This window comes from Fretibacter rubidus, assembly GCF_041429785.1.
Taxonomy (GTDB): domain Bacteria; phylum Pseudomonadota; class Alphaproteobacteria; order Caulobacterales; family Maricaulaceae; genus Fretibacter; species Fretibacter rubidus.
On sequence record NZ_CP163423.1, the window covers coordinates 426,900 to 451,748 of the forward strand.

Below are 24,849 nucleotides of genomic sequence, written 5' to 3' on the forward strand. Positions count from 1 at the left end.
CTTATTCATCCGCATCTGGATTTTTAACCAATGTCGTATCAATGGTTTCAATGACAGGATCGCCCATAAACGCTAGGTAGCGTTTCACCTCATATCCCCGCTCGATCAGTTGTTCTTGCAAGCTATCATCGCCCAGCAAATGCCCAACACCAATCGCCGCAAATCCTGTGCCGCTGCCCTCCATAAAACGCGTTAATTGCGCGGCCCAATCTTTATTCACATCGACATAAAGGCTTTGATAAACCTCTGGGCTTTTGGCTTTGACGGCGTTGATCACTTCATCCGTTAGGAAATTGACGTTACCCGTGGTCCAGGCTGTCGTGATACGGGTTAAGTCGCCTTCAATCGTATTAAACCCCTCCAGGGTCTCAGATAAAACCGTCATTTGTACCAATTCAGGCATTTGCGCCGCGCGGGTAATTTGCGCCTCAATACTATCCAGATAGAGCACATTTTTTTGCTGTCGCGCTGCTCGGCTTTTAAGCGCGTCATCAGCCGATAACTCTGGGGTCAGACCGACATTGGCCGCCGCCGCAATTGTCAAAAATTCACTCGCAAGCCACGGCTTCATATTGTCCAATGTCGCCAGCGGAACATTGCCATTATTGGACGCGGCTTCGAGAAGTTTGAGTTGATAACCATCCAGCCGGTCACGTAAGCGCCGTCCGTCAGAATAAAACCCCAGAGACTGTGTTAAAACGCTAGCCTTAATTTGCGCGTTAGTTTCTGTATCCACTTCAAAGAACACTGTGCCGGCCTCGGCAAAAGCCTCCCGCATATCATCGCGCATCCAATCGATGTCTGGCGATAGCAAATGTACGGTGCCGTATAAAAACAGCGTGCTGTCAAAATCGCGCACAACCCATATGGCGGGCCCGTCATTGCGGGCGCGCGCGTCGGACACTTTACCGCCCACCGTGCCGCCCTGGGTACAAGCCATAAGTCCAGCCGATATCAGGAGCAGCACATGCGTAAAAAATGAGTGTTTCATATTCCGCTTTTGACGCGCCTAGCCCCCAATTTCAACTGATGTTTTCAGCAGTCATATCAGACAGGTCGCGTGCTAAGTTTTCATTGCCTTTCCCGCCCCCCTTAACTAGAACACCCCCACGCACCCGTAGCTCAGCTGGATAGAGCGCTGCCCTCCGAAGGCAGAGGTCACAGGTTCGAATCCTGTCGGGTGCGCCATTTTTATCAAATATTTTAATAGTTTAAAGATACTCCCAAAAATTTCTTCGCGCAGATTATAATTAGGGCACCTAGGGGGCACCACAACAACCCCTAGAAGGTCTTATTCGAGATAATATGATGCACCCCTAGCAAATTACTAGATTGCAGACCTCGAACATCATAACCTTGTATGCATGACCTCAAATAAAAGTCCTTCTGCAGAACAATTTATTTCAAAAGTCTGCCAATATGGAACCAAAAACCAATACGTTTCAAAGAGTGCTGGAAAATCGATTTCAAAACGCGTCAGAACTTTTGTTTACGATGAATTACCTAAACGAAAACTAGCATCCACATACAATACAAGGCCGTTAAAAAATTGCGATAATCTGGTCTTGCATTTCGACTTAGATAGAACGTCTGCATTCCAATATGACAACCGATTGTGGGTGATGTCTCGGACACCAGACTGGACAAGAGGATTGAGAAAAAGTTTCCCCGATGACAGCATGTATTACTATATCTCTTGTTTTTTTCATTTCGCACAACAATACACTTCCCGAGCCTGTTTTGTGCAAGTAATTGGCAGCATTGCCCTTACCTACCAAATTCCGACACATTTCTATTCTGATATTTCACAATCGTACTTCACCCGGAACGGAATTCTCTCAGACACTGAAATTCGATCTAAGTATAGTTTGGATAAAAAACATAAGATGGACTCAAGCAGACAAAAAATGTTTTTGAGGCTTTGTGATCAGATAAACGGACTCGACCCTTATGTTCATAGAGCATTGTTCAATTATGTTCGCGGCCTAGAACTGAGACAATCTGGTTTTGACGAAGAAGCTATTTGTGCCTTTGACAAGGTGGTTGATGTTGTCTGCCAATTTTTTACAAACTTAAAAAAGCCTGCAACCGCTTTCTCACGTGAAGATTTGAAAATTATTCTTGAGCTCAGCGAGCAAGAGGCTACAATCGCAACAAGATTATACAAACTTCGTAACTATTTTGGAGCACATCCAGCGCAATCGAAATGGTGGGACTTTAGCGAGATTTTTGACGAAGATGAATTGGATGAATTTCAAAAATTTACCGCAAGATTGATAATTAAGTTTGTTCATTTTGAGTCTCAAAACAGAACAATAGATAAAAACCCTAATGACTGGTCGAATTGGTTTGTAATGAACTGGAATGTTCTATGGAATTCCATCTGGTTCGAAAAACTCGATAAGGCGTTGTAAGTGCAACGCACCCCCACTTCTTAACAAGTGCGGGTAACAGATTGGCTAATCGCCTTTACCACGCTCACGCTATTACCCACGGTTGCCTGCGTTTTACAAGGCGACTTTTTAGCTTTTTCCTGTCCATTTAACATGTACTGGCAATCACCACTGGATAAATCTAAAAAGTCGCCTTGCTAGCCGCAGCTACGACAACCGTGGGGAAAAAGCTCTCGGCCCCGTGGAATTTTCGAAACGAAAAATCCACCAGACCGAGGACGATTTCAACGGATTAAAAAGCCCCGCGCGTAACGCAGGGCTTCTCCAAACTTCCCCATTAAAAATGTGGGAGCGTGGCTATAATGTCTTTACTCATCGTGTCTGGTTTAATGCCATCATCCAGAGCGACCGTTTTAACGAACAAGTGCTTTGCCAGAATTGGCAAAGACGATTGGGTGCCGATACGACCCCCTTCATCCCCATCATAGATGAGGATGACGTTTTTAACGCCGTGTTTAACGAGCAGTTAGGCTTGAACCACAGAGACACTATTGCCAAATGTCGAGACGCATGGAATGTCTGCGATGTGTAAGCGCAAAACAGACCAGAAGCCTTCGATGATCACCACTGCGTCACTTCCCTTTTCAAGGACGCGGTTGAGGTTATAGAGCACTTTGCTTTTCTCAAACCCTGTGGGCAAGAGATAGCGCGGCACATCTTCTGGCAAGACGCTCTAGGTTTACGGCAAGCCGTTGAATTGTTTGCGTAATTCCATAGGTGCCATAAAAATTTAACATGGCACCAAATTGGCCCCTGCGTATTTGTTATGTTTATTATCAAAGGGATAGCTCTGCAGTAGTTCTGCACTGACGGGATGCGCTATCTTCAAAAGCTCATCTCGGCGGTAGGCGAGTGACCCTCCATCCCCATATTCAGGGCGTGGATTACGGTGTCCCATCAATGTGCAGCGCAATCCAAAGCCCAATCCTGCCTCCAACATTCTGTTCTCAAAGCTATGCCGAACGCTGTATATGCGGTGCTGTTTTGTCGGGAATAGTGCTCTCGCTTTGAATGCCTTTGTGAGAGACGCGCTCAATAAATAGCTACGGTCTCGGTAGTGCGGAAAGCCGTTTGGAGCCTGCCGCATAGCCTCCAACCCCACTCCAACAAGCGGAATATCGCGAACGGATGCACCCGATTTTAGCTCTCTATCTTTCGTGGGGCGGATGCGGATATGGGGAACCTCGGCGTCCAGTCTTATGTTCGCTGGCCTAATGTTCGCCAATTCACTTGGCCTGCATCCTGTCTCCATCAGTGCCATGCAAAGCAACGCGCCTTGTCGATTAAGACCTTCAAATACATCGGGCGCGAGCACGCGCCGCACATAATGCCATAGATCACCGCGTAGCCGTAGGTATTGGTCGGGTCGTCTAATCGCCTTCATCCTGCCATCTCCTGTGTAGCCTTTTGTAAGGCAAGAAGTGAGGTAAATCGCGCGAGTTACCGTGTTGAAAGTAAAGGAAAGAGGGATTTTCCGAGACTTTTCAGAGGCTTACGCAACTTGCTATGTTAGGAAAATGGTGCCCCACACGGACTTAAACCGCGGACCCCCTGATTACAAAGAGTTGCTACGCTTGATGTTTTTTACTGAGTGTCTTTGAATGAGTTCAAAGTCTAATATGTCCTCAGCTTTTTCGACTTCGGGATTGTTAATCGTCGCAAGAAGCTTTCGGGCTGCCCAATCGCCATATTGTTTCAGGGGTTGTTTGATTGTTGTGAAGGGTGGGACAAACATCTTGGATAAATCAGCGCCGTCAAAGCCGACAACAGAAAGGTCATCTGGCACAGATAATCCGTGCTCTCGGGCGTAGGCTATCACGCCTGCTGCCATGTAATCATTACCAGCAAAAATTGCACTGGGTGGGTTTTTATCATCGAGTAGTTCCGCGGCGGCGGCGAAGCCGGAGTCAAAAGAAGATTCGCCTTGCGCAACACTAAGATTATTTTCGGGAAGACCTGCTTCTTCCAATGCCGCGCGCAAACCATGCCCGCGCTGGTTTGCCATGCTGTGTTGCTCACGCAGTCTTATGTATCCGATGCGCCTATGTCCTTGCGCAATAAGGTGGCGGCCCATCGCTTGCCCCGCGGCGAAGTCATCAATGCCGATTTTGCTAACCCCTAGATTCGCGGCTGTAAGGTCAATCGTTGATGCGACTAATATTGCGTGCAGGCCGGCGTCTAAAACAGATTGCACCAGAGCAATATCTTCTGACAATGGCGGCAGAAAAATGAAACCGTCCACATCGCGGCGTTCGATCATTGTGTTGATACGCATCCGTGTTTCGGTGGCCGCCAATGGCTCAAGCAGTAATTTATATGATGCATCACGGCAAACGGGCAAAATGCCTTCTAATATTCCAGTCAGGAATTCCGACGCAGGGGGTTCATACACAACTGCAAGGCTATAGCTGCGTTGCCCGCGTAGCTGCCGCGCAGCAATGTTGGGGCTAAACTCCAGCTTTGCAATCGCGTCTTGGACTTTCTCGCGTGTTAATGCAGAGATAAAGGGTTCGTTATTAAGCACGCGCGATACAGTTTTAATTGACACGCCTGCGTGCGTTGCAACAGTTCGTAGCGTTATCTTTTCCGCGGGCATTTTTTTACCCGGGACAACTGGCGAGCGGGGCCTCAATTTTTTCAACGCTAACGCTGTGTAATGATATTTTCGCGCTGCCCTCGCTGATTAGGGCGAAAGGCTTTGTTACGGCATCGGTTTGCAGCCCCGACGCTGTAAAACAATCCATTGCGATATTTGTTTGCACCCAACGCGCTGTCGGAATGTTTCTAATAATTGAACTGATATCAATCTGACTACTGCATCCATCCCCACAGCCAATGTCAACATGCATAGGGCCTTCTGGCATTTCGTCGATGCGCCATTGAAGGCTAATGGCATTACCGCCTGCATTGGCAAAATCCACGGGCCTTGGGCTACGAACACTAAATGTTCCCTTGCCAGTCCATGTGACTTGCCGCGAGTCCTCTTGCGCTTTGTAATCAACACCGCGTGTCGTGACCAGGCCGCCGAGGCTGTTGCTTCGAAGGCCGCTAATGGGGGTGTTGGCATTGGAGCTATCACCGAGGTAAACTGTAAACGCTTTGGCTGCGCCGCCGCGCGCGACAATATTTCCGTTAAAAGCAGAGCCGCTCACAACGCCGGAATCTTCAGACAGCGCGGCCAAACGCCCGTCATCACCATATGATAATCCGTAACCATAGGGAAATAAAACGCCTTCGTCTGTTGGCGCGTTAATGGGATGGCCCACCCCGTTATCAGGCCAAGAGAATGAAAGGCGGCCCGTGAAGTCATGACGCGCTTTTCCTGCCGCGTCGGCGACAATCACATCCGCGATACCGCCGCCTTCAGTTCCCGGTAGCCAACCGACAACAAAGGCGTCAGATGCGTTTAAATGGGGATTCATCCAAAGAGGCCTCCCTGTCAGGAAGACTGACACAACAGGAATGCCTTTGGCTTTAAAGTCTAAAAGCTGTTTCAAGTTTTCGCCGTCTTCAAATTCATAAACAAGGTCCGATACGTCGCCAAAGAACTCCGCATAAGGCTGCTCTCCGAATACGACTATGGCAACATCAGGTTTTTCAGTAAAGGATCCGTCGGATGATAATGCCGCTGCGCCACCTTGCGCTGCTATGGCGGTCTTAATCCCGCTGTAGATTGTTTCTCCGCGCTCAAAAATATCATTGGGATTATTATCGCCTTGCCAGTTTAGCGTCCAGCCCCCTGTCTGTTGCTGCATAGAGTCAGCGCCGCTACCTGTCACAAGAACAGTAGGACTTCCTCTTAGGGGCAGAATATCCCCTTCATTCTTCAAGAGCACTAAAGATTGACGCACGGCACGCCGTGCGACATTGCGGTGCGCGTCTGATCCCAGAGCGTCAATGTCCGCGCTTGCACGGGAGGAGGGCAGGCCAGCTTCAAATAGACCCGAGCGTAGCTTCACCCGCAAAATGCGAATCACAGCCTCATCAAGACGCTCTTGTGAAATTTCGCCCGACTTGGCTTGAGCCAGCAAGGAGTCGTAAAGCCCGCGCCAGCTTTCGGGTGCCATATACATGTCGATCCCTGCCATTAAGGCTTCTGGGCAATCCGTGGCCGTACAGCCTGGTACTTCGCCGTGGCCGTTCCAGTCGCCAACGACAAAGCCTTCAAAGCCCATATCTGTGCGCAGAACATCGGTGAGGAAGCGTTTTGATCCGTGCATCTTCTCACCATTGATACTGGAAAATGATGCCATTACAGTTTGAACATCAGCGGCGATGGCAGGGCCATATCCTGCGCCGTGGAGTTTTATGAGTGCGGCTTCATTGCCCAGTGCGTCACCTTTGTCGATACCAAATTCTGTGCCGCCATCGCCGATAAAATGTTTCGCCGTTGCGATGACATTATCGCCATTTAAGAATCCGTCTGTGCCCGATGTGCCTTGTAGCCCTTTGACCATAGCGTTGGCATAGGCCGCAACAATTTCAGGCCTTTCAGAATAGCTTTCATAGGCGCGGCCCCATCGGTCATCTTGCGCCACCGCTAATGTCGGCGCAAACGTCCAATCCAGTCCTGTGGCACGAATTTCGCGGGCCGTGACGGCGCCGATCTCTTTCATCAGGGCAGGATTATTGGCCGCCCCCAGCCCCGAGTTATGTGGAAAAATAGTCGCCATTTGCAGGTTGTTGTGACCATGGACGGCATCAGTTCCCCACAAAAGCGGAATCCCTAAACCACCATCAGAGGTGTCGGTAGAGGCCGTCCAAAATTCATCGGCTAGGGATATCCATGCCGCAGGTGGCGCAATTTTTCCGCCGCCGGGCGCTGAATTACCGCCGTTTAAGACAGAGCCTAGATTATACTGCTTTGCTTCTTCTGGGGTTACGGCGGCGATATCGGCTTGAATGATTTGCCCAATCTTTTCTTCTAGCGTCATTTTTAATAGAAGTGAATGTGCACGAGCTTCGATTGTTTCGTTATCGGTTTGGGCTGCGGGCGTAGTCTTGGCCTGATCAGCGCACCCTGAAAGAATAAGACTTCCTGTGAAGGTTAAGCCTAAAATTACTGCTGTGCTTGTCATAAAGTTCTTCATTATTATAACCTTAAGTTAAAAATTTCACTAAATATGTCATTCAAGGTGGACAATATATGTCCTGTTATTGTCTTGATATGGACAATGTCAATCAAATTTCAGACAATTTATGTTTGGCGGATGGCAGTCAACGCCTTATGCGTAGTCTGAATGAATCGCAAAAGACTGAATGGAGGTGTGGCGGAATGACAACGATAACTGAAGTTGCGCAACACGCTGGTGTTTCGGTTAAGACTGTTTCGCGCGTAATGAATAATTATGAACACATTAGTCCCAAGACGCGCGATAAAGTGCGGCGGGCTATGGAAGATCTTAGCTATGCGCCAAGCTCGATTGCGCGCCAGATGCGCATGGGGGATTCGCAGAGTATTGGAATGCTCTATGGTGACCCCAGCGGGGGGTATCAATCGCGCCTAAATCATGCGGTGCTCAAAGCTTGCTCTGATGCGCGCCGCTATTTGGCCGTGGAGCTTTTTGAAGAGAGCAACCCCGAATGGCGCCGCCAGGTGGAGGCTTTCCTGGATAGGACCAAGGTTCAGAACCTTATTCTTGTGCCGCCTATGTGCGATTCGGCCGAACTTCATATGCTGCTACAAGAGCGCGGCATACGCACTGTGTTGATATCGCCGTCACGGCAAATATCTGGATCTAGCTCTATTGCGATGGACGATCGGCTCGCTGCATTTGAAATGACTAAATATTTCATAGACTTAGGTCATAACCGTATTGGCCATATATGTGGTCATCCAGGTCATGTCGCCTCACTGCTTCGGCGTCAGGGCTATGAAGAAGCTCTAAAGAATGCGGGCATTGACATCGATGAGGCTCTAATTTTGGGGGCGGGAAGCTTTTTCTTTAAGGACGCTTTGGCGTGCGCAGAGAAAATGCTGCGCATGGAAGACCGCCCGACCGCGATCTTTGCGGCGAATGACGAAATGGCGGCTGCCGTGATCATGATGGCAAACCGAATTGGTATTCAAGTGCCAGAGGATTTATCTGTTGCTGGCTTTGATAACACTGCTATCTCGCAAACAATGTGGCCTGAACTTACTACCGTTGCGCAGCCGTTTGGGGAGATCGCAAGAGAGGCTGTGCGGCTCGTGAGTGACAACGTTAAACGCGACTTAAGCGTTTCCGCGACTCGAGTGCTGCCGCATGAAATCCTTTACCGGGGGTCTACGGGACCAGCCCCGGAAAACTAAATTCACAAGATGCATATGTCATAGTCGAGATTTTTCATGTGTCTTTTAGGTCACAAGCGTTTTAAAAAATTGTCTTAATCGGAACTTTATGTTGACAATGATAGACAATTTTGACACTCAAGTTCCAGATTACAGACAGTTCATTTTCGTTGCGTGTAATGACAGCGCTGTCAAATTTAGATAAAAGTAAATATAATTGTTCAGGGGAATATCATGAATAATCAAGATCGTTGGATTAGTCGCTTGCTGCTTGGGACGTCTGTTCTAGCAATGATGGCATCGGCAACCGTAGCAGTCGCGCAGGACAATACGGACGATGGGGACGAAGTGATTGTAACGGGTATCCGCCAATCTCTTAAAGCGTCTATGGACGTAAAGCGAAATTCAAAAGGTATTGTTGACGCGATCACCGCAGAGGACATCGGTAAATTCCCTGATACCAACCTCGCCGAATCATTGCAGCGTATTCCTGGTGTTTCGATTGATCGCCAAAACGGCGAAGGCGCGACGGTCACTGTTCGGGGTTGGGGGGCAGACTATAATCTCGTGACGTTCAACGGCCGCGTGATGCCAACGTCATCAATTGGTGATGGTGCCAGCCGCTCGTTCGATTTTGGTAATTTGGCATCGGAAGCGATTGCCTCCGTTGAGGTTTACAAGACGTCAAAAGTGAATGTTGCCAGCGGCGGCGCGGGTGCAACAATCAATATCAAAACGGCCAAGCCGCTTGAGGCCTCAGGCAGGACAGCGACTATCGGTGTCAAAGGTGTTTACGACACAGGTCAAATTGACAGCAAGAAAATCACCCCAGAGATTTCAGGTCTCTACATTAATCAATTCGCCAATGACCGTTTAGGCGTCGCTGTTTCTGGTAGCTATCAGAAACGTGAAGGCGGCATCGTCCAGTCCAATGTCGGCTGGCGCGATGGCTATCTAGGTAGCGAAGATTTCGGCAATGAGTGGGGCCGCCTGCCGTCTGCTACGGGTCCGAACTCCTGGAACTTTAACGACGGTATCGTAAACCGTCCCGGCGATACAGATGTTTACGAAGTGCCGCAAAACGCGGACTATGCACTGACGGATTATAAGCGGGAACGGATAAACGGTCAGCTTGTCTTGCAGTATGATATTACTGATAAATTGCGCGCGACGGGTGACATCACATATTCCTCCAACGAAGTTGAAACAAATTCTAGCTCTGCGGGCGTTTGGTTCAACCATGACCAAACCAACAGTGCGTGGACTGACGGTCCTGTTGCTGGACCGCTGTATTATACTGAGTTTTTTGGTAATCCAACGGATCTATCTTATAGCGGGTCTCTATCTCAATCTATGAATGAGAACATCTCGCTTGGTTTCAACCTCGCATGGGATGTAACTGACCGGCTGAACCTTGCGCTTGATTACAACGATGCAAGTGCAGAGTCCAAACCCACAAACCGCTTCGGTTCAAGCATGTCGGTTGGCACGACCGTCTTTGGCATTGCTGCACAAACTGTCAATTTTGAGAATGACCTGCCCGTTATTTCGTTTGTAGACAATGGTATTGGTGCCGAAGATGCGTCTGTTCGTGAACATTCGGGCAGCACATTTTCAAACAATTACATGCGCTCAGATGTCCAGCAATTACAGCTAAATGGCGATTATGAAATCGACCGCGATATTATCGATAGCGTTGATTTTGGCTTCTCATGGCTGAAAAATGATGTTCGCTCTGATTCTGGATTCATACAAACCGACTCATGGGGCGGCGAGCTTGGCGATGCCGACGATATTCCTGATGATATCTTTGAATGGATTACGCTGCCTGATCAGTTTAGTGGTGTGTCTGGTGCAGATGATCCCAATATGCTCCAAGGTCTATACCGCTTTGACTTTGCGCAGATGGTTGATTTGCTAGAAGATCAATTCGGTATTTGTTCATCTCCTTGGGTGGGCTCAACATCTGATAACCCAGGCACATGTTTGGCGGACCGCACAAACTCACGCCAGATTGAAGAAGAAACCTTTAGTGCTTACGCGCAGTTTAACAGCTCCTTTAACTGGGGATCTGCGGATGTTAATATCACAACGGGCGCGCGTTATGAGCATACAGATGTCTTCGCGCCAGCCAGCGTTCAAGTTCCAACAGGGACGAGTTGGCCCGGTGGTAACGAGTTTTTCCTGACCTTTGATGGTGGAACGGAAGAATCAGAATTTGATGGCAGCTATGACTTCTTCTTGCCGTCTGTTGATTTTGATATCGCCTTTGCAAATAATGTGAAACTACGCGGTGCCTATAGCAAGACGATTGGACGTCATAGATATGATCAAATCCAAGGCGGCTTGACACTCGACTCCCTTTTCCGGGCCGTGGACGGCACTGGCCGGTCCGGCAACCCGTCACTAGAACCCTTCACATCGGACAACTATGATGTGTCAGCTGAATGGTATTATGGCGATAACAGCTATATTTCGGTTGGATACTTTAAAAAGAACATCAATAATTTCATCGGCACAGGCCGCTTTACTGAAAACTATTATGGTCTAACTCACCCTGGGCTCGGTGCACGTGCTGCTGAAGCGCGGGCTGCGGGGGCTAACTCTGCTGCTGAAATTCTGGCTTACTATCAGGCGAACTATCCAGAGCTTGTGGTTGACGGTGCCATCATTGGCGCGCCGGATGACCCGCTCCTGAACTTCCAGGTTGAACAGCCGGTCGCGAGCGATCGCACGGACGGTTTTGACGGCTGGGAATTCGCATTGCAGCACACATTCGGTGATAGCGGTTTTGGTATTATCGCCAACTACACGATTGCTAATACAGAGCTTGAATATGACAATACACAGTCATTCCGCGTTGATCAGCTTGCGATTGCTGGCGTAAGCGATAGTGCAAACCTTGTGGGTTTCTATGACAAAAATGGTCTTCAAGCCCGCGTTGCATGGAACTGGAGAGATGACTTCCTAGCAGGCAGTGGCCGCAACCCGTTCTACGTCGAGGCCTATGATCAGATTGACGCGAATATAAGCTATGATATTCGCGACAACTTCACGGTCTTCGCAGAGGGCATTGATATTACCGGCTCAGACCGCCGCGGACATCGCCGCTCTGTCAATAATGCGTTCTTTATGAACCCGCAATCTGGCCGTTATGCCGTAGGCGCGCGTTACAAGTTCTAATCAGGCTCTTGTGAATGATATTTAAATAAGGGCCATCCCAATTGGGATGGCCTTTTTTGTTTTATTTGGATTATTTATGACGCTTAAGCTCAAGACTTCCTTGCCAGCCGTGATTTGCATGGGAGCTATCCTCACAGCCTGTGGTGGGTCTGCGTCAAAGCCGCTCTCAACGGCTCCAACGCCGCCGCCCCCTCAAGCCGCCGTGTTACCTGTTCCCAGCGCAGCGCCTGAGGGCGATGATTTTCACCCAAGCAATAAAGGCTGGTTCTTGGCTTGGTCGGATGAATTTTTGGGTGATGAGCTTGACCGCTCCAAGTGGGAAGTCGAGAAATCCTGTTGGGGCGGCGGCAATGAAGAGCGGCAGTGTTATACTGACCGGCCTGAGAATATAGAGGTCATCAATGGCCTTTTGCGGCTGAAAGCCTACCCCGAAACATACACGGGGCCGCAATATCCACAGGGTTGGCCCGACGGCAGTGGCGGGCAAATAACCCAGCAATATACATCAGGTAAAGTGCGCACCCGCGCTCTGGCTGATTGGACATACGGCCGTTTTTCTGCCCGTATGAAGTTACCAAAAGGGCAGGGCACATGGCCCGCCTTTTGGATGATGCCCATTGATAATGTTTACGGCGGGTGGGCTGCATCGGGCGAAATTGACATTATGGAGGCTGTTAATCTGGGGGCCACATGTGGTGAATGCAGCGGCAGTGAGGGTGAGAACAGAACGCTCGGCGCACTGCATTACGGCGGTGTGTCGCCCCAGAATAAGTTTCAATCAAGCCGAAACACAATTCCCGGCGGCGAAAATAGCAAAGACGATTATCATGTTTACGCCGTTGAGTGGGGTGAGGACCAGATTAATTGGTTTGTCGATGATGAGTTATTCTGGAGCCTGGATTCCAGTGAATGGGAGTCCGGCGCGGTTAGTAAAGAAACCCATCCCCATGCCCCGTTCGATCAGAATTTCTACCTCATGCTAAACCTCGCCGTAGGCGGACGTTTATCAGAAGATAACAATGCAGGTGGCTTTGTCGCCAATAATTTTCCGGCCGAAGTTTTGGTCGATTGGGTGCGGGTTTATCAATGCGATTATGACGGCGCATCGAGCCAAAATTGTATGGCCGAAGCCAATCAATAATCTCTATTTACCTCATCGCCAGCGGCGAATAGTCTTATGACATGACGTCGATTTTCGTCTAAAAGGAACTATGACACAGCGTATTAAAAATATCGTCATCATAGGCGGCGGAACCGCAGGTTGGATGACAGCGGGCCTGCTTGCCGCCCGCCATCCTGATCGTTCGCTTGATGGGATTTCAATTACGGTCATAGAATCCCCGGATATTCCGACTGTTGGTGTCGGGGAAGGGACGTGGCCTACCATCCGCAAAACGCTTAGCCGTATCGGCATAAAAGAAGAAGACTTTCTGCGACGCTGTGATGCTTCGTTTAAACAAGGATCGCGCTTTGATGGCTGGGTTAATGGCGATGTGAGTGATAGCTATCATCATCCGTTTGAACTGCCTGTGTCCCGTAATGCCAATGAATTACTTCACGCGTGGAAGACCTATGCGCCAGATATGTGTTTCGCGGAAGCGGTGTGTGTACAATCGTCTCCGTCTCAAGACGGCCTCGCACCACGGCAAAAATCTATGCCTGAATATTTCGGCGCGATGAATTATGCTTACCACCTTGATGCTGTGAAAATGTCTGCTGTGTTACGTGATCATGCGGTACAGGCGCTGGGCGTTGTGTATATCTCTGATCATGTAACAAAGGTCATCGGGGATAAAGATGACGACATTGAAGGCGTATTGACCCGCAATCATGGACAGGTTTTGGGCGATTTGTTTATCGATTGCACGGGACAAAAGTCTCTTTTGCTTGGCGGGCATTACGGCGTAGACTTTATCGACCAAAGTCATATCCTTTTTAACAACAGAGCCCTTGTGACGCGGCTGCCTGTTGCCGCTGACGCGCCTATCACATCGCAAACGATATCAACGGCCCATGAAGCAGGCTGGATATGGGATATTGGGCTGCCAACGCGGCGTGGCATTGGCTGTGTCTATGCCTCCGATTATATGAGTGATACGCGCGCCGAGGAGGTTTTATTTAATTACGTGGGGTCAACGGATTACGAAACGCGCAAGCTATCCTTCACTTCAGGTCACCGCGAACACTTCTGGCACCGAAATTGCCTTGCTATAGGGCTATCCGCAGGTTTCCTAGAGCCGCTGGAGGCCTCCGCCATTGTGCTGGTTGAATTATCGGCTGATATGCTGGCTGATAACTTGCCAGTAACACGCGCAGATATGGACATTGATGCGCGTAAATTTAATGACATATTCAAATACCGCTGGGCGCGTATAATTGATTTTTTGAAACTTCATTATGTCCTAAGTAAACGGGAAGATCCCTATTGGATGAATAACCGCGACGCGCACTCTATCCCGCAGCGGTTACAAGAATATCTTGAAATGTGGAAGCACCGCCCGCCCGTACAAAGTGATTTCGAACACGCTAGTGAGATTTTCCCGGCGTCAAGCTATCACTTTGTTCTCTATGGTATGGGCTTTCCTGCGGTGGCGCACCCGACGCTAAAGCCCGTTTTACAAGACGCCCTTAAGCAGAAAATGGGAGCCATGATGCAGAAGCAAAAGAAATTCGCGGCGGGACTACCGACAAACCGTGCCTTGTTGGCAGGACTTCAAAAAGCGTCTACGCAGTAATAATAACAATAAGAATAGAGAGCTAAGCCATGCCAAATCATGTTGCCGTAAATCCGCGAGATCACAAAGACTTGCGTATATTAGAAGAGCGGTCAGAGGGTATGGGCGACGCAACTATGTGCTGTATTACATTCCCCGAAGAATTTCGAAATTTGCAAAATCATTACACGATTTTATTTCAACTGGATCAGGAGCGTGAAGCGTTTAATTGCTTGGCCATGTTCGGGCTTGAGAATGGCGAAAACTTGTTTTTAGACAACGGCCGGTGGGACGCGAGCTATGTCCCGCTTGCGATGGACATCCAGCCCTTCATGATTGGTCGTCCATCAGATCATGATGCAGATCGCAAAGTCGTTATCGATAGCGATAGCCCCCGCATTGGCAAAGGCGAAGGCCGCCGCATTTTTGATGATAACGGCATTCCCACCGCCTATTTGGAGAGTATTTCAAATAAGCTAAGCCATTTGGACGGCGGCTATAGAGCCTCTAGCGAATATATTGATTGCCTAAAAAAATACGACTTGCTTGAACCGCTGTCCATTGACGTCACTATGAAAGATGGAGCGAAAAACAGGCTTGTCGGCTTCCATGTTATCCATGAAGAGCGGCTTAATAAACTGAGCGCTGAAGGCTTGGCTGAATTGCAAAGCAAGGGCTACCTTATGCCAAGTTATATGGCGCTCGCGTCGTTATCAAACCTCTCTAAATTAATTGCCCGAAAAGAGGCCGCTGCTATTAATGTTTAATCATGCAGACATCTTTAAAACGATGCGCGCTTTGCCTGAGGCCTCAGGGGCAACGCTGGCCGATTTAGAGCCGCACTTCGCGGCGCGCAAGCCGTTTGTCGTGCGCGATATGGTGAAAGACTGGCCGTTGGTTAAGGCTGGGAAAACGTCGGCAAGGGCCGCCAGAGACTATTTGCTCTCCAAAGCGGTTGACCGTCCATTTCCGGTGTCTATGGGGTCTGATGAATTTAACGGCCGCCTATTCTACCGCGATGACATGTCAATGAATATTGAAATGGGCAAGGCGAAGTTGCCCTTAATTTTTGATCGTATAGACGCCGTTGAAAATACAGTCCCTGCGCCAATAATTTATCTTAGTGCGATTAACGTCACTCGTTTTTTTGATGGTCTCCATGAAGAAAATCATGTTGATTTCGGTGATCGCGTCCCGATGGAATCAATCTGGATTGGCACGAAAAGCCGTATTGCTGCCCATAACGATTTTCCCGATAATTTGGCCTGCGTCGCTGTTGGTCGGCGACGCTTTACGCTTTTCCCGCCGGATCAAATTAAAAACCTATATATTGGCCCTGTTGATAATACGCCCGCCGGAAGAGCAATTAGTATGGTTGATTTCCACAATCCCGATTTTGAAGCTTATCCGAAATTCAAGGACGCATTAGATAACGCTTTTACTGCGGAATTAGAGCCTGGCGATGCCCTCCATATCCCATCAATGTGGTGGCATCACGTCGAGGGGCTCGACCCGTTTAATGTCCTCGTCAATTATTGGTGGCGCGATACGCCGCGCTATTTTGGGGGGCCGCAGAACGCGCTGAATCACGCTATGATGGCTATTCGTGATTTGCCCGATGATGAGAAATCACATTGGCGCGACGTGTTTAACCATTATGTTTTCGATAACACAGGCGAAGTCACTGACCATATCCCAGAACATGGACACGGTATTTTGGGCCCGATGACTGCGAAGAACGCCAGCAAAATCAGATCTTTCTTAATTAAGACGCTAAGCAGTGAATAATATTATGACATCAGAAATACCCAAGAAATTTCGGCGTTATGTTGTTGCAGGCGGCGGTACGGCAGGCTGGATGGCGGCGGCGACCCTGGCTAAAATTATGGGTGATCAAATTGAGGTGACGCTCGTTGAATCTGACAGTATCGGTACAGTTGGCGTCGGCGAAGCGACGATCCCGCCATTGCTGTCATTCAACCGTATGTTGGGCATTAACGAAGCGGAGTTCATGCGAGAGACAGGTGCCACATTTAAGTTGGGTATTAATTTTGAAAATTGGAAAGATGTCGGTGAGGACTATTTTCATTCCTTTGGCCATACAGGTAAAGACCATTGGACCAGCGGGTTCCAGCATTTTTGGCTATCGGGCAAAGCGCGCGGCGTGGCCGAAAGCTTTGAAGATTATTGCCTAGAGGTCGTTGCGGGCCTCCAGGGAAAATTTGCCCAGCTTCCTGATAATGCCCTTAATTATGCTTATCATTTGGACTCCGGCCGTTACGCAAAGTTTTTGCGAAAAATTGCCGAAGACAATGGCGCTGTGCGTAAAGAGGGCAAGATTGATCATGTCATGCTTGACCCGAACACTGGGCATATTGCAGCCTTAAAACTAGAGTCGGGAGAGACGGTCAAAGCCGATTTTTTCATCGATTGCACAGGGTTCCGGTCCCTTTTGATGGGGCAGGCCTTGCATGTTGGATATGATGATTGGTCTCATTATCTTCCCTGTGATGCGGCGGTGGCTATCCAAACAAAATCTGTGGAGCCAGCGAAACCTTATACCCGCGCAATCGCGCATGACGCAGGGTGGCAGTGGCGTATTCCCCTACAACACCGCACTGGTAATGGGCTGATTTATTGTAGCCGATATCTAGACAAAGATGCCGCTTATGAACGGCTGCTCTCTAATATCGAGGGCGAGACGTTGACAGAGCCAAACTTTATTCGTTTTCAGACGGGCGCGCGGCGTAAGCAGTGGGAGAAAAACTGCGTTACGTTAGGCCTATCGGCTGGGTTCATGGAACCTTTGGAATCGACCTCAATACATCTCATACAGAGGGCGATTATGCGGTTCATGCGAATGCTGCCCGCCCAAGTCATATCAGATGCAGATGTCAAAGAATTCAATGATCAAACTTTTGAGGATATGGATAAAATTAGAGATTTTTTGATTATGCACTATTGCGTCACGGAACGGCGAGATAGTGATTTTTGGCGTTATTGCGCCAGCATGGATGTGCCAAATAGTGTCCGCCAAAAAATCGATTTATTTGAAAAAACCGGCCGCGTTTTTCGTAAGAACGATGAATTATTTGCAGAAAACTCTTGGATTCAATGTATGATGGGGCAGGGCATCATGCCGCAATCCTATCACCCGATTGCCGATAAGATGCGCGATGAGGAAATTGAATATTTTTTGCAAAAAATAAAAAGCGATGTAGATTCGACGGCCGCGAAACTGCCATCCCATGCTGATTTCATCCGGCAATATTGCGCAGCGCCAGATGCGTAAACCCGTCTTTTGACTATAATTGACGGCATAATTTTACTGGGCTTTATTGCTGTGTTTTTGGCAATTGGTCTTTTGGGTGAAAACAAGACAGAAACGACTGAAGATTACTTTTTGGCGGGCCGAAAACTGAAATGGTATCAGATTGGGTTTTCACTTTTTGCGACTAATTTCTCTGCATCGGGCCTTATTGGTATCACTGGCGCGGCCTATGTCATCGGTATTGCGATTTACAATTATGAGTGGGTCGGCATTATGGCGATTGTGTTCTTTGCACTTGTCATGGTGGGTGTCGTGCGGGGTAGCCGCGTTTATACTATCGCGCAATATCTGACAGAGCGTTATGACGAACGCGTTAAAACGCTCTATTCTGTATTTATCATTCTCTTACTCGTCTTTATTGATATGGCAGGTTCGCTTTATGCAGGGGGGCTGCTGCTCCATCAATTCATACCGGAACTTTCGACCCATGCTGTGATCATGATTATCATGTTAATGGCGGGGCTTTATTCTGTTGTGGGCGGCATGACGGCTATATCCCGCACGGATATGTATCAATCGCTAATTCTTATTCTTGGGGCGTTCTTAATCGCTTATTTCTCTCTCTCGGCCGTGGGAGGATGGTCAGCCTTCTTAGAAACCGCGCCTGAGGGCAGTTTGAACCTCATCCGAGGGCTCGATGATCGGGCTGTGCCGTGGACGGGATTGCTCACGGGAATTCCAATTATTGGTGCCTATTACTGGCTGGTTAATCAAAATATGGTGCAATGGGTGCTAAGCGCGCAGGACCAAACAGAGGCACGGCGCGGACTATTTATGGCAGGGTTTCTGAAAACACTTGCCCTGTTCGTTATCGTGCTGCCCGGGATTGCGGCCATAACACTAATACCGGGATTAACAGAAGCGGATCGTATCTATCCCGCTATGCTGGTCGAATTATTACCTGTAGGGGTGCTGGGACTGGTATTGGCTGGCTTTGTCTCTGCCTTAATGTCTAATACAGATTCGACATTGCACGCGGCCTCAACCTTGGTAACGATGGATTTTATAAAAGGACATCGACCCGATATCTCGCCCCGTCAATTGGTCTGGGTTGGTAGGGTTACAACGTTCATTATCATCGGTGTTAGCGCCATTTGGGCCCCAATGATTGGTAACTTTGGGACATTATTTGAATATGTACAGGGACTATTGTCTTATGCAGTCGCCCCCTTTGTCGTGGTCTATCTTGGCGGCATGTTTTGGCCACGTGCGACCTCAGGCGGCGCAATTGCAGCGCTGGCTGCTGGGTTAGTGACGGCGGCGTTGATCGGTTTACTTGGTGATGTCGTGGGATTATTCTACATCCATTATTTACACGTCCCATTGCCTGTTGCAGTTGTCAGCGCGGGCACGCTTTTTGCCGTGAGTTTGCACGGCGATATACCCGCGGTGGATCCGAGGTTACTATGGTCCTCGACGCGGTCTTTGGACGCAACAAAGGTAAATATGGCACGGGATCGATGGATCGCTGCACTCTTGGTTCTCATTACACTGGGAACAGTGTTTGTATTTAAGTAATCAAGCTTGGCATGGGTTCGACGAGTCGCTTAATAGCCCTCAAGCTGTATGGGGTAGTTTGTGACACATTAAAAAACTGCCATAGTCGGACCTAATATCAATGTTTCAAGTCAGCAATTTTTTAGGACTCTTAAGGTGCAATCCTATGCGTCATAATCATAGTGTTTTTTGAACCATGTAGTGGTGTAATGTTGTTTGACTGCGATGTCTGATAAATTATCCACAACAATGTGTCCAGCCCCCATTTCATGTACCAGTTTGATTTAGAGTCTCTGGCACCGGCGGGCGCATATTCAGGGACTGGTGCGGCCTGATATGATTGTACTCCTTGAGCCACATATTGATCACTGTCTGGGCTTGCCTGATACTGGTGAACCATTCGGCGTTGAGAACCTCGTAGCGCAAAGTGCCATTGAAGCGTTCATTGTAGCCGTTCTCCGAGGGTGAGCCGGGATAGATCTGTATCGGCTTGATACCGACTTTGCGTAGCCAGAGTTGGAGAGCGGCTGCAATGAACTCGGACCCATTGTCGGATCGGATATACTCCGGCTTCCCATGTTTTAGCAGAAGCCTGTACAGGGCTTCCAACACATCCGCCGAGCCCATCTTGGGCTTCACCTCAACACACAAGGCTTGACGGGTATACTCATCCAATACCGTCAGCATCTTGTAAGGCCGTCCAGAACTCAGCTTGTCGTGAACAAAATCGACACTCCATATGTGGTTCTGATGCAAGGGGCGCAGTCGTATGACAGAGCTATCCTTGTGATAAAGACGTCTTCGTTTCTTATGGCGCTTGGGGAGCTGTAGGCTTTCCTCGCGCCATATACGTTCAACCTTCTTATGATTGACCGGCCAGCCTTCCATGCGCAGGAGGGCGGCGATCTTCCGATAGCCATAACGTCCATATCGCTTAGCCAGTTTAATTAAAGCGAGCCGCAGCTCTTCATCATCATCCTTAGAAGCTGACTGATAGCGGAAGCTGCTCCGCGTCATACCGATCACATTGCAAGTCCGGCGTTCAGATGTGTTCAGCTTTTGGCGGCAGTAGATAACGGCCTGACGTAGCTTTGGAGCCGTCAGGCCTTGGGCTTTAAATAATCAAGGCTCTCCTTCAGGATAAGCTTGTCGAGTGTGAGAGCAGATACCGCTTTACGAAGACGTTGGTTCTCCTTCTCCAGCTCTTTCATACGCCGGACTTTGGACGGGCCCATGCCGCCAAACTTCTTCCGCCAACCATAATAGGTCGCATCGCTCACACCGGCTGATCGACAAGCTTCCGCTACGCTAGCACCAGACGCCGTCTCAACCTCAATCTGCCGCAAAAGCCGAATAACATCCTCATCCGAAAACCGTTTCCTCGCCATAATCATTTCCCTTTCCATCAAAATTACTAAGTAAAAGATGGTCCAGTTTTAAGGGGCAAGGACACGTCGGTTGAGCTAATCGTGCCGGCTAGAAATAGAGGTGTATCTTTTGAGGCAAGGAACAATCTGTGGGAAACAATTTGCTGTTGTCCAAAATAAGATTGAACGCCTTTAATAGGTTTTATAGAATGCTCGCAAATCGCTAACCCTTGCTCCACCAGTGGTATGTACAAGATATGGCTTTTCTCGTCCTTCCGTTTCAAGAGGCTGTCTCTATCAATAATCGGTTTGCCAGCCTCGTTTAATAAAAAGGCATTGAATTTTACTGGCGTTAAATGTCCAGCGCCATATTCAGACACTGAGAAATTGGAAAGAGAGCGGCTGATCTCTTTATATTCTGCTTCATATTCTCTGCCAGTGTTTTCGTAAATTTCTTTAAAATAATCACGAAGTAGTTTTCTGTTTGATTGGGATGTAAAGAAAAAAAATTCACTCATCGAGCAGAATTGCTTTAGTAATTCACCTGTTTCGACTATTGAATTATCAATTGTCTTTTGGCGTGCTAAAATTAAATGAATTGCTTCTATGGCGTTTAATCTTCTGTTGTCTCTGCCCTGTCGCAAAGCAATGGCTAGCTGATATGTATATCTAACAATCGCCTGCTTTTCCTGATCATCGAATTTTTTACTCTCTGGTTTCGCTATCACTACCCACCCAAGAGGAGTCTGTGATTTTTTTCCACTTTTGTTATTTTCTAAAATCACATCGAATACTGGTTCGTGGTACAAATTGTAAGAATGGTTTACTTTGTCGAATTGATTTAGAAGTTTGATAGTGATTTCTTCCATCAACGCTCTATTTGCGTCAAGGAAATCGTTATAATTGTCGCTATAATCTATAGCGGTAAATCTCTCGTGAAACACTTCATTTGCCGTATCTCTATCATCGTTTAGCGTGGAATAAGATAGTGCTAAGTATTCAGTGCCGTAATCTTCTTCTAGCAACCAGATAAAATCTACAGCGCCCTTGATTTTTGTAGCCAAGACTTGGCTAGCCATTTTACGATTTGAGGAAATACTCTCCGAATTAATTTCAGAAGTCAGTCTAGTTCTTTCTTCTTCATCAAAGCCTGTCATTATTTATCTTATATGCTCCAGCATGGATTTTAATCTTTTATTCTATATAGACTCAAAGCACAAGCCAGCCCTCAAGATCAATGAAGAAGAAAAATTTGGCAACATTAATTTTAGATTACTTCTTTATCTCCCAATACCCCGACTGCGCCCTGTTTCCCAATCAATACCACCGCCGCTAAGCACGCGGCCTTTGATACGCTTGCCCCACTTCTGCGTGTGAGTGCTTTCCCAAGGCACGAGGTAAAATGCTCGCTGCGTCTCAATCATTGCGTGGGGGCCGTGGGGGAGTTCATATTTCTGCGAGACTGTGCCTTCAATCAACCGCCCTGACTGCGCCGCAACGTGAGCTTTGCCTGTCATGCCTTCCAGCTTTTCGGCGGCGGCGTTAAACCCTTCCGTCTCTAGTGCTTTTAAATAGCCGCGCTTGTAGATGATGGAGGTTTTCTGAGCGTCTTGGCGTAGCTCTGCATAGCCCTGCTCAACAAGCCATGTACGGCGCTGCTGGAAAGCCGTGTGCAGCTCTTTTGCGAAGGCGCTAGATTTTACGCTTATTCCTCCTAGTCCACCTCTGCCCCAACTCACCTGTGCGCGGTCAAGCCACGTCGCACCGGGACTTGCGAGCTGTGCATCCAAGTCTTGGCGCGAAAGCAGCTTCACGCCTGACGCGCGGCCTTGTCTCAAGTCGAGTGCGATAGCCCGCTCTTCAAAGTCCTCTGGTACGCGCCAATCATTGGGGTCGCCGTCTTTGTCTTTGCTGACGACTTGCACCACACCCGCATCAACTAGCGTTGCAAGCCGCAATCTGTGCACCCGCATATGTGCCGCACTTCTGCTGCCGCTCCCGTCTACCCAATCCTCTGGGCCGCTCGTCGCTATCGCATAATTTCCAACAAGTCCGTTGCGAGGCTTGCCGTGATAATCCTTGCCCGTCGCGAGGGCCTGTAGGTTTTGGTCAACTGTCCGCAAGCTAGGCGGGGAGACCTCAATGATAGAGCCGACCTTAGCCGCTTCGCCCGCTCGCGTGTCCATGCCTGTCTCAACTGTGCTGACATAGCCGTCAGTGCCATCGATTATGAACCGTACTTTTCCGCCGCCTTTTGCGTCTGGGTTCATGCCTTCATCACGTCCAAGCGTCTTTGCAATCACGCGTCCAATGAAACGGCGATTGGATAAATTCCCATCATAGTCTGTGCGGCCATCATTCAAACGGATAGGGCGCTTAACGTTGGCTCGTTCCACAGCCGCATGGATTTCTTTGTTAAGCTGCTCTCGCTGTTCAATCTGCCCAAGGGTCTTGAAGGCGTCTTTCTCTAACTGCCAGCATCCCTGATCTGTTGGCTGTGCCAAGCCCATTTTCTCAAGATGGTTCATCCGCCCGATTAGGATGTGGCGGTTCATAGATGAGTGCCTGCCAAATTTGCTGGCGGTGGAGCCTGCGCGTAGGTCGATGATGTTCGTGTTCCTGTCTAACCCATCCGCAATATGCCTATCCGCTGTGGTCACCCGCATAGCGCCGACTTCGCGCTTCATCTCTTGCTGGATTTCAAGCTCGGACTTCCAGCCTAGTTCGCGGGTGAGTTCTTCCTCCAGCCGTCCTCTTATGCCGCGCGATATATATTCGCCTGCTATGTTCAATCCTTTGCCATCATGGGTGACGCCCCGTGCAATGATATGCGTGTGCGGATGGGCCGTGTCGAAGTGGTCAACCGCCACCCAATCTAGCCGCGTGCCTAAGTCCTCTTCCATCTGCGTCATCAACGCTCGTGTTGTCTCTTTCAGGTTGGGTGTTCCGTCGCAGTTCACGCGGGCCAGCTCCGCACCGTCTTCTGGCGAGATCATAATCCGAAACTGGTGCGGGTCGCCGCGTCCGTCAAAGCTCTCTTGCGAGCGGGCGACAAAATCCCGTCCGTCAACCACAACGCCGTCCTCTGGGCCGTAGAGCTGGCCTCGCGTCGGCGTCTGTTCCGCCGAGCCATCTAATCCCTCGGCGCGCTCCACACCTGCGCCTTCGCGCTGGAGGTAAGCCAAGTGCCCGCGAGAGACAGAAGACTTGGCATTGCGTAGCTTCACAACACGCACCTTCACAATCGCGCGTCTGGCACGGTAGCGATCTCCTGTGGCGCGGTGAACGCGCCAGCCTTGCTTCGGCCCAATGCCGCGCTCCAAGGCGGCACGGCCTCGACCTCTCGCGTTAAACCGTCCTGTGCGCGGTGTTGCGGGTTTCGTCAGTGTGCGCCGTCCTGAGACAGCTTTGCCTCTCACAAGCCCAATGCGGGCCTCTTGGAAAAACCCCTTATAGCTGGCGGGGATACTGACCTCTGAACCTCGGCTGCTGGATTCGCGGGCTTTGGCTCTTAAGCGGAAATCATCTTCATGCGTCATTCGCCCATAATCGGGCAAAAGAGGCGGTTTTGTCTTGAGGAAAGCCGCCCATAAAATGCAGGGGAACGGGAGCTTCTAGGTATTAGCGGGATAGGGGCACTTTGGAGGCACCGCGCATGAGTTACCGAAAAAGTAACACCCCAACTCGCGTAGCAAAAACAGAGCTTTAGCGTCGAAGTGCCCCCAAAAGGGCGGTTCGCTTTATCTTGCTAAAGCTCTTTCTTCTCCTAATCTCTCCCCAAGCGCCAATCCTATCTAATTAATTACGTTCTTTCAAAACAGAGCCGTCCGACGCGCCTGACGGAGCCGCCCACACGAGCGGAGGCAGGGGCGTTGGACTCGCCGCAAAGCGGGGAAGGAATTAAGAGAGAGTGCGTATTTCAAGTATAGAGCGGGCGTTGAAGGGGCGTCCTAAAACGCCCAAAAGAGACCTCTCGCGCTTCTTCTCAAATGGGGGCAAAGCGGACATCAGAAGTACGGCTGTTGCGCAGAAC

General features: G+C 49.2%; 18 protein-coding genes and 1 tRNA gene. 11 read left to right on the top strand and 8 right to left on the bottom strand.

The window, feature by feature from the left end:
* Nucleotide 1: 1 nt before the first annotated feature.
* On the bottom strand, nucleotides 2-991 hold the full coding sequence (locus AB6B37_RS02065) for a TraB/GumN family protein (protein WP_371397237.1): 990 nt from the start codon (nucleotides 989-991) through the stop codon (nucleotides 2-4).
* Nucleotides 992-1,111: 120 nt separating this feature from the next.
* Here AB6B37_RS02065 and AB6B37_RS02070 point away from each other — a divergent pair.
* From AB6B37_RS02070 to AB6B37_RS02080, 3 genes are all read left to right on the top strand, one after another.
* Nucleotides 1,112-1,188 (top strand) — tRNA-Arg (locus AB6B37_RS02070).
* 176 nt (nucleotides 1,189-1,364) lie between these two features.
* A complete protein-coding gene (locus AB6B37_RS02075; protein WP_371397238.1) occupies nucleotides 1,365-2,414 on the top strand; it encodes a hypothetical protein in 1,050 nt (349 codons plus the stop codon).
* 220 nt (nucleotides 2,415-2,634) lie between these two features.
* Entirely contained in the window at nucleotides 2,635-2,985 is a 351-nt protein-coding gene (locus tag AB6B37_RS02080; protein WP_371397239.1) for a hypothetical protein, read from the top strand.
* A 198-nt stretch (nucleotides 2,986-3,183) separates the two neighbouring features.
* On the opposite strand, the gene AB6B37_RS02085 is transcribed toward AB6B37_RS02080, so the two are convergent.
* The 3 genes from AB6B37_RS02085 to AB6B37_RS02095 all read right to left on the bottom strand — a co-directional run bounded on the left by AB6B37_RS02085 (nucleotide 3,184) and on the right by AB6B37_RS02095 (nucleotide 7,531).
* Nucleotides 3,184-3,837 carry a hypothetical protein gene (locus tag AB6B37_RS02085; protein ID WP_371397240.1) on the bottom strand — a complete coding sequence of 218 codons (654 nt, stop codon included), beginning with the start codon at nucleotides 3,835-3,837 and terminating at the stop codon, nucleotides 3,184-3,186.
* Nucleotides 3,838-4,008: 171 nt separating this feature from the next.
* A complete protein-coding gene (locus tag AB6B37_RS02090) occupies nucleotides 4,009-5,049 on the bottom strand; it encodes a LacI family DNA-binding transcriptional regulator (RefSeq protein WP_371397241.1) in 1,041 nt (346 codons plus the stop codon).
* 4 nt (nucleotides 5,050-5,053) lie between these two features.
* Nucleotides 5,054-7,531 carry a glycoside hydrolase family 3 N-terminal domain-containing protein gene (locus tag AB6B37_RS02095; protein WP_371397242.1) on the bottom strand — a complete coding sequence of 826 codons (2,478 nt, stop codon included), beginning with the start codon at nucleotides 7,529-7,531 and terminating at the stop codon, nucleotides 5,054-5,056.
* Nucleotides 7,532-7,728: 197 nt separating this feature from the next.
* Here AB6B37_RS02095 and AB6B37_RS02100 point away from each other — a divergent pair, with 197 nt between their 5' ends.
* The 8 genes from AB6B37_RS02100 (at nucleotide 7,729) to AB6B37_RS02135 (ending at nucleotide 19,470) form a co-directional block, all read left to right on the top strand.
* Nucleotides 7,729-8,745, top strand: a complete 1,017-nt coding sequence (locus tag AB6B37_RS02100; protein ID WP_371397243.1) for a LacI family DNA-binding transcriptional regulator — start codon at nucleotides 7,729-7,731, stop codon at nucleotides 8,743-8,745.
* Between the two features lie 213 nt (nucleotides 8,746-8,958).
* Nucleotides 8,959-11,907 (top strand): TonB-dependent receptor, encoded by a 2,949-nt coding sequence (locus AB6B37_RS02105; RefSeq protein ID WP_371397244.1) that lies wholly within the window; start codon nucleotides 8,959-8,961, stop codon nucleotides 11,905-11,907.
* Nucleotides 11,908-11,983: 76 nt separating this feature from the next.
* A complete protein-coding gene (locus AB6B37_RS02110; RefSeq protein ID WP_371397245.1) occupies nucleotides 11,984-13,048 on the top strand; it encodes a glycoside hydrolase family 16 protein in 1,065 nt (354 codons plus the stop codon).
* Between the two features lie 70 nt (nucleotides 13,049-13,118).
* Nucleotides 13,119-14,642: a tryptophan halogenase family protein gene (locus AB6B37_RS02115; protein WP_371397246.1), complete on the top strand. Its 1,524-nt coding sequence runs from the start codon at nucleotides 13,119-13,121 to the stop codon at nucleotides 14,640-14,642.
* Between the two features lie 29 nt (nucleotides 14,643-14,671).
* On the top strand, nucleotides 14,672-15,388 hold the full coding sequence (locus tag AB6B37_RS02120; protein WP_371397247.1) for a SapC family protein: 717 nt from the start codon (nucleotides 14,672-14,674) through the stop codon (nucleotides 15,386-15,388).
* Nucleotides 15,381-16,409, top strand: coding sequence for a cupin-like domain-containing protein (locus AB6B37_RS02125; RefSeq protein WP_371397248.1), 1,029 nt, complete (start codon nucleotides 15,381-15,383; stop codon nucleotides 16,407-16,409). The genes AB6B37_RS02120 and AB6B37_RS02125 overlap by 8 nt, the downstream gene beginning before the upstream one ends.
* A gap of 4 nt (nucleotides 16,410-16,413) precedes the next feature.
* Nucleotides 16,414-17,913, top strand: coding sequence for a tryptophan halogenase family protein (locus tag AB6B37_RS02130; RefSeq protein ID WP_371397249.1), 1,500 nt, complete (start codon nucleotides 16,414-16,416; stop codon nucleotides 17,911-17,913).
* A gap of 9 nt (nucleotides 17,914-17,922) precedes the next feature.
* On the top strand, nucleotides 17,923-19,470 hold the full coding sequence (locus AB6B37_RS02135; RefSeq protein ID WP_371397250.1) for an SLC5 family protein: 1,548 nt from the start codon (nucleotides 17,923-17,925) through the stop codon (nucleotides 19,468-19,470).
* A 246-nt stretch (nucleotides 19,471-19,716) separates the two neighbouring features.
* Here the strand turns inward: AB6B37_RS02135 and AB6B37_RS02140 are convergent, their stop codons facing one another.
* The 4 genes from AB6B37_RS02140 to AB6B37_RS02155 all read right to left on the bottom strand — a co-directional run bounded on the left by AB6B37_RS02140 (nucleotide 19,717) and on the right by AB6B37_RS02155 (nucleotide 24,355).
* Complete coding sequence (locus AB6B37_RS02140; RefSeq protein ID WP_371398396.1) at nucleotides 19,717-20,553, bottom strand: IS3 family transposase; 837 nt, start codon at nucleotides 20,551-20,553, stop codon at nucleotides 19,717-19,719.
* On the bottom strand, nucleotides 20,550-20,837 hold the full coding sequence (locus tag AB6B37_RS02145; RefSeq protein ID WP_371397251.1) for a transposase: 288 nt from the start codon (nucleotides 20,835-20,837) through the stop codon (nucleotides 20,550-20,552). Before AB6B37_RS02145 ends, AB6B37_RS02140 begins: the two co-directional genes overlap by 4 nt.
* Nucleotides 20,838-20,863: 26 nt before the next feature.
* On the bottom strand, nucleotides 20,864-21,973 hold the full coding sequence (locus AB6B37_RS02150) for a hypothetical protein (protein ID WP_371397252.1): 1,110 nt from the start codon (nucleotides 21,971-21,973) through the stop codon (nucleotides 20,864-20,866).
* 123 nt (nucleotides 21,974-22,096) lie between these two features.
* Complete coding sequence (locus tag AB6B37_RS02155) at nucleotides 22,097-24,355, bottom strand: DUF3363 domain-containing protein (RefSeq protein ID WP_371397253.1); 2,259 nt, start codon at nucleotides 24,353-24,355, stop codon at nucleotides 22,097-22,099.
* Nucleotides 24,356-24,849 lie beyond the last annotated feature (494 nt).

Bases quoted from the DNA above. Each gene is read 5' to 3' on its own strand.
- AB6B37_RS02065 (WP_371397237.1), bottom strand. From the start codon at position 991: ATGAAACACTCATTTTTTACGCATGTGCTGCTCCTGATATCGGCTGGA.
- AB6B37_RS02075 (WP_371397238.1), top strand. From the start codon at position 1,365: ATGACCTCAAATAAAAGTCCTTCTGCAGAACAATTTATTTCAAAAGTC.
- AB6B37_RS02090 (WP_371397241.1), bottom strand. From the start codon at position 5,049: ATGCCCGCGGAAAAGATAACGCTACGAACTGTTGCAACGCACGCAGGC.
- AB6B37_RS02105 (WP_371397244.1), top strand. From the start codon at position 8,959: ATGAATAATCAAGATCGTTGGATTAGTCGCTTGCTGCTTGGGACGTCT.
- AB6B37_RS02125 (WP_371397248.1), top strand. From the start codon at position 15,381: ATGTTTAATCATGCAGACATCTTTAAAACGATGCGCGCTTTGCCTGAG.
- AB6B37_RS02120 (WP_371397247.1), top strand. From the start codon at position 14,672: ATGCCAAATCATGTTGCCGTAAATCCGCGAGATCACAAAGACTTGCGT.
- AB6B37_RS02110 (WP_371397245.1), top strand. From the start codon at position 11,984: ATGACGCTTAAGCTCAAGACTTCCTTGCCAGCCGTGATTTGCATGGGA.
- AB6B37_RS02095 (WP_371397242.1), bottom strand. From the start codon at position 7,531: ATGACAAGCACAGCAGTAATTTTAGGCTTAACCTTCACAGGAAGTCTT.
- AB6B37_RS02130 (WP_371397249.1), top strand. From the start codon at position 16,414: ATGACATCAGAAATACCCAAGAAATTTCGGCGTTATGTTGTTGCAGGC.
- AB6B37_RS02150 (WP_371397252.1), bottom strand. From the start codon at position 21,973: ATGACAGGCTTTGATGAAGAAGAAAGAACTAGACTGACTTCTGAAATT.
- AB6B37_RS02115 (WP_371397246.1), top strand. From the start codon at position 13,119: ATGACACAGCGTATTAAAAATATCGTCATCATAGGCGGCGGAACCGCA.
- AB6B37_RS02100 (WP_371397243.1), top strand. From the start codon at position 7,729: ATGACAACGATAACTGAAGTTGCGCAACACGCTGGTGTTTCGGTTAAG.
- AB6B37_RS02085 (WP_371397240.1), bottom strand. From the start codon at position 3,837: ATGAAGGCGATTAGACGACCCGACCAATACCTACGGCTACGCGGTGAT.
- AB6B37_RS02145 (WP_371397251.1), bottom strand. From the start codon at position 20,837: ATGGCGAGGAAACGGTTTTCGGATGAGGATGTTATTCGGCTTTTGCGG.
- AB6B37_RS02155 (WP_371397253.1), bottom strand. From the start codon at position 24,355: ATGACGCATGAAGATGATTTCCGCTTAAGAGCCAAAGCCCGCGAATCC.